Genomic DNA, 10,145 nt, shown 5'->3' on the forward strand with positions numbered 1-10,145 from the left:
GCAATCTATTTTCTATATAAAACGTATCACTAGCTATTCCTATTAATTTATTAAACTCTTTTTTTTCCCTAACAAATAAAGTTTCTAAATTCATTGGACTCCCCCTATTTTAACCTAATTTTTAAAGTCATTCTTTTGCTCCCTTTTGGATAAAAGTCAGCGGTTGAACCACCTGTGGATTTAGCACCGTCGCGAAGAACATATTTTGCGCCATCTTTTGTCAGTATTATTGTTTTTCCGTCTTTAGATATTGATTTTTTCCATCCATCTCTAAGTAGATTTTTTTCGAACTGCGCTTTAGATACATCAGTCGCTCTGTTAGCATAACGACTACCAGATTTAGTCACATCTACATATTTAGAAGCTTTGCCTGTACCCTTAGGAAATTCTAAACGTGTACTTTATAAAAAGAGTGGCAGTTGAGTAACTACCACTCATTATATCAACTTACTTTGCTGTTAGGTATGTCAGGCACGATATACGCAGTTTTATTCTTCATCATGCCATAGATAATATTGACAAGTCTTCTCATAATGCAAATAAGTGCTTGTTGTTTGGTTTTACCTTCTGCTAGCTTTTTCTGTTTTTGCTAACATAAAATTGAGCCACTTCGCTCGTAAAAACGTGAGCCACTCCATTTCCAGCGAAAACACCGTCTTGATATGGAGTGAGAGGCATGATAGGCTTGTTGCCTATCGAAACATCTTGATGTGTCGACTTTCGAGTGAAATCATGCCTCTAGAGGCTCCGTGTCAAGACGCCCCAGATTTACCATTTGTCAATTTTTAAGTGGCTCACAAGGATGTAATCGGAGTGGCTCAAAATTCAATTAGCAAATACATTTTCTGATAATACTCGTAAAACACAGGATTTCGAGGAGTTTTACTACCTTTACAAATATGTATTTGTTGAACAGCCAAATTGTAAAAGATATTGTATAATTCCCTGTTTCCTTGTTTGCTTTTCTGAATGGTTTCCTTGCCGCCCGAACCCATTCTGACAGGGGCTATTCCTGCGTATCTTGCGAGTTTGTCAGAATGGGAGAAACGATGAATATCCCCGATTTCTGCAATGAAAGCGGATGCGGTCACCGTATTAATGCCTGGCATCGTTTCAAGCTGCATCCCTAATGGCTTAATAAGTGCTTTTAACTCTTTATCCACTTTTTTGATTTCCTGTTTCTTAAAGCGAATGTCTCTCACCATGCTTTGAATAATAAAATCACTTGTTGTCTGATATTCACGCTTTATCTCTCCATCCGCTTGGATGAGAGATAAAATCTGTTTCGCCTTCCTTATGGAACATGATTTATGACTAGCTTTTAATAGGAATGTTCGTAAACTTTCTACGGTTTCTCCCTTCAAATGTGCGGGAGAAGGATAGCGTTCCCAAAAAGCTAAAGCAGTTTGACCATCGACTTTCGAAAAGAATTTCTTATAACTTGGATAATGAAAACTTAATTGAAGATGCAACTGATTTTTAAGAGCGGTTTGGGATTTGACTAAAGCGTTTCGTCTCCCCACCAATTGGGCAATCATCCAATACATATCGGATGGGATAGCATCAGGCAAATAAGGGAGTTGACGGATTAACACATTCGCTACACATTGGGCATCCCAACTGTCATGCTTTTGGGTCATGGCATAGCTGTTCCGTTCCGCATTGGATAAAGAAGAATTGACAAACTTTACAATGTGCCCTTTCTCTTTTAAGTACAATGCCAAGCCCCTGCCATAGCCCCCCACATCCTCTAATCCAAACACAGGAGTGATGTCTTCTGTAAGAAACCCATTCACATACTCTAGTAAACTCGGAAAAGCGGATGGTTTATTTTCAAATGTCACTTCTCCCAGCTTTTCAAACCAACAATCTAAAATCACCGCTGTATGCTAAAACTTATGCAAATCTATCCCTATATAAATATGCTTATCTCGTCTCATCAGAACATCTCACCCCTATCTTGGATTGAACGGATAAAGCAAGACAGAGAATGTCGGCAACCTTAGGTCGAGCGTTCGTCTCTATGGACTCGCAAGGGTACGAAAGCCTATCCATTCTCTATCTCGTTCCGTTATAAAATCGCTTCATGTGTTCCGTTGGCGATTATCTCTCCATAACGGTATACACCACTGTAAAACGATTTTCTGTCCAAAATTCGCTTGACTTGAACTTTCGTAAACAACTTCCCCTGTTTCGTTCGATGTCCTTCCTCATTCAGTTGTGATGCGATTTGTGACAGAGACCATGAAGGATGTTGTTCTCGTAAGTCAAACACTCGTTGAACGGTTTTTGCTTGTGTTTCATCTATAACGAGTCGCTTTTGGCCTCTTTTAACCGTATATCCAAAAGCGACATTTCCTCCTGCATAACCGCCCTGTTGTGCTTTTTTATTCCTTCCTCGTCCTAGCTTTAACGCAATTTCTAAGCGTTGATATTGGTCGAGGAGTTCCATTAACCCATTAATAAGAAAATCATTGGGGTCTTTCTTGTAAATACTGTATTGCGGTTGTTCGATACTCCGAATGTCTACTCCATACTTTTTCAGCTCACGATGTACTAACACTTTTACAATGTCTGAACGCCATAAACGACTGGTGTTGAGTGTAACCACATAATCCACCTGATGGCGGGAGAGATACTCCAACATCTCCTGAAATCCTGTCCTGTCGATTTCTAACGCTTCTTCATCTACTTTCGCCCCACTGATACCCTCATCCTTAAACAAACACAGGAGAGTGTATCCTTGTGCCTGGCAATATGCTTTGATTTCATCTTCTTGGTAGGCAAGGCTGTATCCATCTTTGGCTTGCCCTTGTGTGGAAACTCGGATATATCCAATCACCTTCATGATACCTTCCCCCTCCGTTACGCAAATTGAGATTAACGTAACGCTTAGCCGCTATGTTAAGTCTATTGTATGCGTCTTAACCGATACAATCAATCCCTTTACCGATACAAATTTTTTATGTATCGTATAAGTAATACAGACAGAGGAAGGGATGTAGTATGCCAATTAAAATCAAACTAAAAGAAATCCTCAAAGAACGTGGCATTTCTCAGCGTGAATTAGCTCGACTTACAGGGCTGCGCCCGAACACCATCAGCCATCTTTGTTCAGACAACGTGGACAGAGTTTATCTCTCAACATTAGAAAAAGTGTGCAAAGTGCTAGACATCGACATCCAGGAGTTAATCGAGGTGGAGTAGCCTCTCGCTATAGTAATCGGAATAAAGGGCGGAAAAGTTGCGAAAAAAAAATTTCAAAAGGCAAGGAGAAAGCGAAGGTAAGCTTTTGGGAGATAAAAACGGTAGTAACTGATGATTTTTCAGCTGTTTATTGTTGATGAAAATTATAAAATTGGACATCTTTTTCAAACTCATCCTGTGCGTACAAGATAACTCAAAAAATTATCATGCAAGGGGGTCGTGGGTTATATGTTTAGGTTGTAACACAAGCGGTTTATTCGGCATTACGTCTATGTAAAAAGCCTTAAAGAGAATTTATCTCCTAAGGCTTTTTGTAACAATATAAAGTTATGGTTCAATTTTTACTTAATTCTTTGAGAACTTCTTTTGCTTTTTTTTCAACATCATTTGCATTAAAGTAACAATTATATTTTTTAAGGTCTTCTTCAAAAGGTGAAAATCGACTAGTTATTTCTGATAACTCACCAAATAATTTAAGTTCCTTAGTACTTAAACTATCATAGTCTACATGTAAATTATAAATTACAGTAAAATCATTTGAAAAAGTCTCAGTATCAATTTGTTTATTTAAGTAATCCTGTATCAATTGATATAACTTCTTTGAATAATCAATATCCAAGCATTTTCCCTCCTTTATTTAGGAATAGCCTTTAATGGCCCCATTGCTTTCCTAGCATACTCAAAATGCAAGATTGTATTTGTTTTCTTATCATATAGAACTTCTAAGTTGTACTTCTTACCATTTCTATACATTATAGTATAGTACATTCGTGCATTTGAACCTCTAGGGTCTTTATAACCTTTACCCTTTATCGCTTGTTGTAGGATTTGTATTGGAACTCTTCTGTCTGGATTATCCATATGCTTTGCAGTAGTTTTAGTAAAGTTCAATCCACCTTTTGTAACTTTACCCGTACCCTTTATAATAAATCTACCTGTATTTCTAACAAGTTTAAATTTTCCTCCACCAACAAAACCAATAGCTGCCGCAGCCGCGACGCCTTTCCATCCTTTTCCCGACTTGTACGCCTTATACGCATCATACGCCGCAAATCCCGCGTTGATAGCCATCCACACAAAATGCCCATCCGGATCGACCAACATCACTGGGTTGTTGTTCGCATACGCATACCCATTCTGCGTAAGGATATCGTCCGCATCCCCTGGATCTGGGTCTAGAGAAAGGAACACGCCATGCACCGGATGGTAGTACCGGGCAATCAGATAATACAGACCCGTTTCTTGGTCATATTGGTATCCCGCATATCGGTATGGATTTTCGTCCGCCAATGCGCCGGATTGGGAAAGAATGTTCCCCCACGCATCGTATTGATAACGGGCGACGATGTTTCCTTGCGCATCCGTTAGGGCGATGACATCGCCATGGGCGTTATAGTGGTAAAAATACGTCGCATTGCCTTTTTTCATGGCAAGGAGTTGCCCGTTTTCTCCGTATATATATGATCTTACCACATTTCCATCCGCATCGGTTTCATACAGAACGTTTAGGCTATCCCCTTGGTAATGGTAGTTCGTAATGACGCCATTTACATTCTTTTGGATGCGCCGGCCGTCTTCATCATATTTGTACGTCACAAACGGCGTGCTTTCGCCTTTTCGGGTGATGGAGACGAGCTGGTCGGCTGCGTTCCATTCATATCGATACTGGCCGTCTTCCAATCGGTTGCCGTTCGCATCGTACGTGATTGTTTCGTCACCGAAACGAACCAACTGATTCGCCGCATTATAATCAGTCGTGGTCGTCGTCGACTGCCCATCTTTCGTTTTCACGATTTGCTTCCGATTGCCGAATCCGTCATAGGCATATTCGACTTTCGTGCCATCTGGAAGCTGCTCTTCCACTAATTGGTCTAGGGCATCGTAACGGTAGACGGTCGTTTCCCCCGTTGGGGATTCCACTTTCGTCCGGTTGCCGTTTTCATCGTAACGGTACGTTTCCGATAAAATTTCTTTTCCGTCCGCCGTACCGACCGAAACGCTTTCCACGAGGCCGCGGTCATCATACGTAAAGGTCGAACCGGCCCCATTTCCTGTCGTGAAGGTGCGAACGTTTCCTCTCTCGTCATAGTCAAAGCGGTACGTATACGTTCCATCTTGGACGACTGTATTTTGATCCAAGGCATTGTATTGGTATGTGACTGTTTGGCTAAACGATCCATGGGAGAACATAAACTGTTGTAATTTATCCGATGTCATCGGATAGGTCCACTTTTGTAATCCTCCGCGGTCGGATTGTTCAATGACACGATTCGCGGAATCAAATTTTCTTGTCTTGGTCGTACCGTCTTTTACATATTGTACAGAAAGTTCGTTTCCGTTTTTGTCGTAACTAAATTCGTAATACGGAACTCCATTGTAAGAAATCGTGTCGACCCGTTCCGTTCCGTCGTACGTCCATTGAATTGTATTTCCTTTCGGCAAGACGGTTTTCATTTTATTGCCGTTCGCATCATATTCATTTGTTGTCACATCGTTAAGCGGACCGACCGTTTTCAGAAGTTTTCCCGTCTTATCATAAGAATAGGTAAATCTTTGTGACGGACCGCTGCTCGTTTGAATGACTTTAGAAGTCATGTGACCGTTCAAGTCATAGTCATAGTTGACAGAAGTTCCGTTCGCCAATAGGAGTTGTTTTAAACGATTGGATGGGTCATACTTGTACTGTTTTTGATTTCCCTTCTCATCATATTCGCTCAACAGGTTTCCTACGGCATCATAATTCTTTTTCGTGACATACCCGGCTTCATCTGTTTCTTCCTCAACATAGTTGCCATTTGCGTCATACTTGTTTTTCGTTACGACGTTGCCTTCCATCAAGCGAATGGCGTCAAACCAGACCGTTCCTGTGTAGTTTCCGCGGAAAATAGCGGATACGTCAATTTTGTCCATTGGCTTAGACGGATTGATGGAAATGGCAGTCCGGTTCCACTCTTGCGTGCCGATCGGAAAATCAGCGGTATACGTTTGGGTCGTTCCATCCACAAAGTATACTTTAGCCGTAATGGAATAATCGCTTGCACTCACGGTACCGTTGGCTTTGACATCCTGCGCTTTGGAAAGACCTGTGAGTGTCAGACGAAGCGGCGTATCACTTGAAGTTTGCCCTACGATCACCGTCTGCTTATATTCACTAGCTGATTGCGTGGTGCTAGTTCTCGATATTTTGAGAGAGTAAGCCCCGTCGAACGACTCCGTATTATCTACGCTTCCTCCTGTTCCACTCCAATTCGTGGTGGTTCCTTCAAAACTACTATTTACAACTGGGTTGTAGCTGGAAGAAACCTGCGCTTCTTCCAATTGAACATTATCAAACCAGGCTTCTCCGGAAGCATCTGGAGACTTATGATCGACCTCTAAATAGACGCGAATTTTGGCTGCATTCGAAGGAGTGGTAAACGTCACTTGCCGCTCTGTCCAAGGTCTTGTGCCTACCAATTGACTATAACGATTGTCCGTCCAAGAAATTCGACGATTTTGGCTATCTAAAAATTCAACATTAAAGAACGCACTGGCTTTCGTTAAATTTGTTTTGATTTTTCCACTTAATGTGTATGTCGCATTCGGTTTTACCGCAATTTCTTGCGTAGCGGCCACATAACCGGCTTCTGCACTAGGCGACGTCGAATTCACTGTGATTTTTAACGTTTTTCGTCCCGTCAACCCATTATAAACATTCGTATCTTCCTGTAACTGCCCGGAATCATACGAACGAAGCACAGTCCAAGCGGTCGTTCCCTGTTCAAAGCCGTGATTAGAGAGTAAATTGGTCGCACTGCCCAATGCGTCACTTTCTTCAATCACATTTCCATAGGAATCGTACTTCGCTACAGAAGACGTTTTTCCCGATTGATCGGTTTCGGATACTGGATTTAAGCCATCATACGCAACCGTTGTCTTGTCGCCTTCTGTATCTGTCATGGAGATGACATCGTTATTTGGATTATACTGGTAGATTTCGGTCCCATAGCTATCCTTCGCTGTTAACACATTTCCATTCGCATCGTACGTATATGATTCCGTCGGTGTAGTGGCCCCAACATCATTCGGATCGTATGATTCCTTTAAATTGTTGCCTTCATACACATATTTCGTTGTAATATTTAAGCCGCCTACGTCATCCACAACCTCAATCGGGTTACCAGCCTCGTTGAAAGTATATTGAGTTTTGCGGCCATTCGGCTTTTGTATGAGCAATCGCCGTTCCGTTGGATCATAGGTCAATGTGTATACATGGCCTTCGGAATCACGTACTTGACTAAGCCTGTCGCCGTCGTACACGAACTGATTGACAACTGGCTGATCCTCCGTATGTGTCGGCTCGAATACTTTGACTAGACGATCAATCTCATTGTATTCATATCTTGTCACTTCTCCGCCCGCCTGAGTCACCGTCGTTAACAAATCATTCGTGTAGCCATATGTCACCGTCCGATTCATCGGGCCTATGATTTTTTCGATCTTTCCGTCTGGACGATACTGAATGTCTAATTTTCTTCCCGATGCGTCCGTCATCGACGTAAGCTTTCCATTCGAATAACCGTACGTCGTTGCGTTTCCATGACCGTCGACCATTTTGGTTAACTTGCCATCGCTTTTATTAAAATACATTTTCGTTTGATCTTTCGATTTCACGATCCACTCAGTGGCGGTCTCGCTTAGCTCCAAATAAACACCGGTTGGCGCTTGGTATGTTCCGTCGGCTCGTTTCATAAATATGTGAAGCGTCCCGTCTTCATCCGTCAATCGCGCTTCATTTCCTTGCGCGACGATATTCATTTCCGCATCGCTGTGCCAGCCTTTTCCGAATAAACCGGTCCATGGAGACAAGCTATTGTAGGTTCTGGATAGACCAAGTCCTAGCCCCCTACCTGAAATCGAAACATCTTGTTCATCTATCATGAGATTACCCGTAGCGGCATTCACGCTGCCATACAGAACATCAATGATGGACCAGTACTCTTCTTTTCCTAAATACTCATTCGCCTCCGGAATGTTCACCGTCAAGGCATTGCTGGAAAATACCGTTTCCCCATCCGCATTGTAGGCGCTGAGTCGGAAGTAGTAATGGGGGCTTGTCGCGTATTTGGTCCCCATTTTCGCATACATTGGGGAAGGATCTTTCGGAAGTTCCAATCCTTGTCCATCATGTTGCAGCGTTAAGGTGCTGGAATCCCCCTGTTGGATTTCCTCCGGAGTTGGCCAAATTCCTTTGTTTTGTGTCGTCCAATGGTCCACGTCTCCTACATCAAATGCTTCATAGTAAAGTCCATTGAAAATCCATACTTTATACCCTATCGCTCCAGGAATTTTATTCCAGTTTAACATGACATAGCCAGAGTTGCTCCCCGATTGATTGCTGTAAGCAAATCCGGAAGGCGCTGATGGCACTGGCAAATCTGGAATACGAGGCATATACGCATCAGAAAAGACGGTTTCCCCTTGAGAGTTATAGGCACTTACTCGAATCCAGTAGTTGGTAGCCGTTGCGTATTTCATTCCTGCATTAGCGTAGACCGGAGACGGGTCAACAGCTAATTCTGTGCCAAGACCATCGTTTACATGCAACTTATATCTACCTGCATTAATTTCCGTGGATGTTGGCCAATACTTTTTGTTTTTCGTTGTCCAAGAAGTGACGTTCCCGACATCTAACGATTCATAGTAGGAACCGTTAAAAATCCAAATTTTATACCCCGTCGCTCCACTCACAGGATTCCATTTGAAATCGATATATCCTGTTCCATTTCCGTTTGTATAACTTACCCCCGTCGGAGCAGATGGTTTTGCCAAATTCGGAATGGTCGGCATATACGCGCCTGACATGGCGCTTTCGCCTTGAGGAAAAATCGCACTGACTCGGAACCAGTAGTTCTTGCTGTTTGGATAACTTCCGCCTGAATTTCGATAGACTGGGGAAGGATCGACAGCCAACTCCGTCCCTAACTGATCTTGATGCAGATCGTATCTTCCAGCACTAATTTCAGAAGGGGTCGGCCAAATTTTTTTCCCTTTTGTACTCCAGGAAGTAACATTGCCTACATCAAACGCTTCATATGATTTCCCGTTATAAATCCAAACTTTATAACCCACAGCGCCAGGAACCCGATCCCATGATAAATTGATATATCCTGTGCCATCCCCATTACTGAAGGCCGTTCCTGTTGGCGTATCGGGAACTGGTATCGTATACGTAACAGACAAATATGGTTTATAACTGCTGTTCGTAGTGGAAACAACTTTTTTCCAATACGTTTGTCCATTTCCATTCGTATGGAGTTTCAATCCATAGTTTGGTTTGGTCCCTGATGCCCACGCTTTGACGGTGTTCGTCACATCAAATTGCGCCCATTGGTCTCTTGCCACATCGACTTTACCAATGTTCGTGGAAGAGGGTTTATTATTCCATGTTAAGGTGCTCGCAGACCATGAACCATTGACCGCATCTAACCATAAGCCGGTTGCTGTTGTTGCATAGTATGAGTGTGTCACATACACGTTGAATGTGGCACTCGTCACATTCATATTTTCGATATTTGATGTATCAGGATTTAAAAATCCGTAACAAGTCCCTGTCGTTCCATCATAATAACCGACTTTTAACACATATTGTCCTTGCGCCGAATCCCATTTACTTGATGCAGAACCATAGTTAGTCGTCGGGTAGGCGCTCATGACAAATGCATCGGTAGCAATAGCAACAGAAGTGCTAGGGTCAATATAAACCGGATAGACGCGCTTCGGATCTTTCAACCACTGCGGATCAGCTTTAACCGTTAAAATATACCCTTGATCATCCTGTTGAAGTTCGTATGTTACATTTTCCGAGCGCTGTGCTTCTCCCGAGTGTTCGTCGATATTCGAATCGACCATAAATGGTTTAGGGAGTTCAAATACTTTTTCATTTTCTTTGTTTGTAA

Annotated in this window: 4 protein-coding genes and 1 pseudogene; 1 reads left to right on the forward strand and 4 read right to left on the reverse strand. The window is 42.4% G+C overall.

Going from position 1 to position 10,145, the window contains the following annotated elements:
* Positions 1-842 precede the first annotated feature (842 nt).
* Both V7Z64_RS09255 and V7Z64_RS09260 read right to left on the reverse strand, forming a co-directional pair.
* Positions 843-1,880: pseudogene (locus V7Z64_RS09255) on the reverse strand (IS110 family transposase); the annotation flags it as partial.
* Positions 1,881-2,071: 191 nt separating this feature from the next.
* Positions 2,072-2,848: a recombinase family protein gene (locus tag V7Z64_RS09260; RefSeq protein WP_094240476.1), complete on the reverse strand. Its 777-nt coding sequence runs from the start codon at positions 2,846-2,848 to the stop codon at positions 2,072-2,074.
* Positions 2,849-3,006: 158 nt separating this feature from the next.
* Between V7Z64_RS09260 and V7Z64_RS09265 the strand changes: the two genes are divergently transcribed.
* Complete coding sequence (locus V7Z64_RS09265; RefSeq protein WP_013877118.1) at positions 3,007-3,207, forward strand: helix-turn-helix domain-containing protein; 201 nt, start codon at positions 3,007-3,009, stop codon at positions 3,205-3,207.
* 334 nt (positions 3,208-3,541) lie between these two features.
* Here the strand turns inward: V7Z64_RS09265 and V7Z64_RS09270 are convergent, their stop codons facing one another.
* Together V7Z64_RS09270 and V7Z64_RS09275 are read right to left on the reverse strand one after the other, a co-directional pair.
* The gene (locus V7Z64_RS09270) at positions 3,542-3,826 is read right to left on the reverse strand and encodes a colicin immunity domain-containing protein (RefSeq protein ID WP_012573891.1); all 285 of its coding nucleotides are present in this window, start codon (positions 3,824-3,826) and stop codon (positions 3,542-3,544) included.
* A gap of 14 nt (positions 3,827-3,840) precedes the next feature.
* On the reverse strand, positions 3,841-10,098 hold the full coding sequence (locus tag V7Z64_RS09275; protein ID WP_334110191.1) for a DNRLRE domain-containing protein: 6,258 nt from the start codon (positions 10,096-10,098) through the stop codon (positions 3,841-3,843).
* Positions 10,099-10,145 lie beyond the last annotated feature (47 nt).

This window comes from Anoxybacillus sp. (assembly GCF_036834105.1).
GTDB lineage: Bacteria > Bacillota > Bacilli > Bacillales > Anoxybacillaceae > Anoxybacillus.